General features: G+C 39.3%; 1 protein-coding gene. It reads right to left on the reverse strand.

The features are described 5' to 3' along the window. Positions 1-242: hypothetical protein (locus tag ACY2RS_RS15780; RefSeq protein WP_490099608.1), on the reverse strand; the 242-nt coding region annotated here is incomplete at both ends.

Here is a 242-nt window from a genome sequence, read left to right on the forward strand (position 1 = left end):
TTCTAGCGTTGTCATGGCAATATCATCTAATGACGCTGATGACCCTGTATTTTGCATTGAAATGTATATGTCCAAACAAGCTGCCATTGAAATACCAACATACAAGAGTTTTTGAAATGAAATAGCCTTTCCTTTCTTAGGGGTAGCGTTCCCCATTGTTTTGGCTTCTTCCTTCACTAGGAGTTTGGTTTCTAAGGCCAAGCGTTCTTGTACTCTAGCTTCACAAGTATCTAGATATCCTT

The organism is Patiriisocius sp. 208BN25-11, assembly GCF_058147145.1.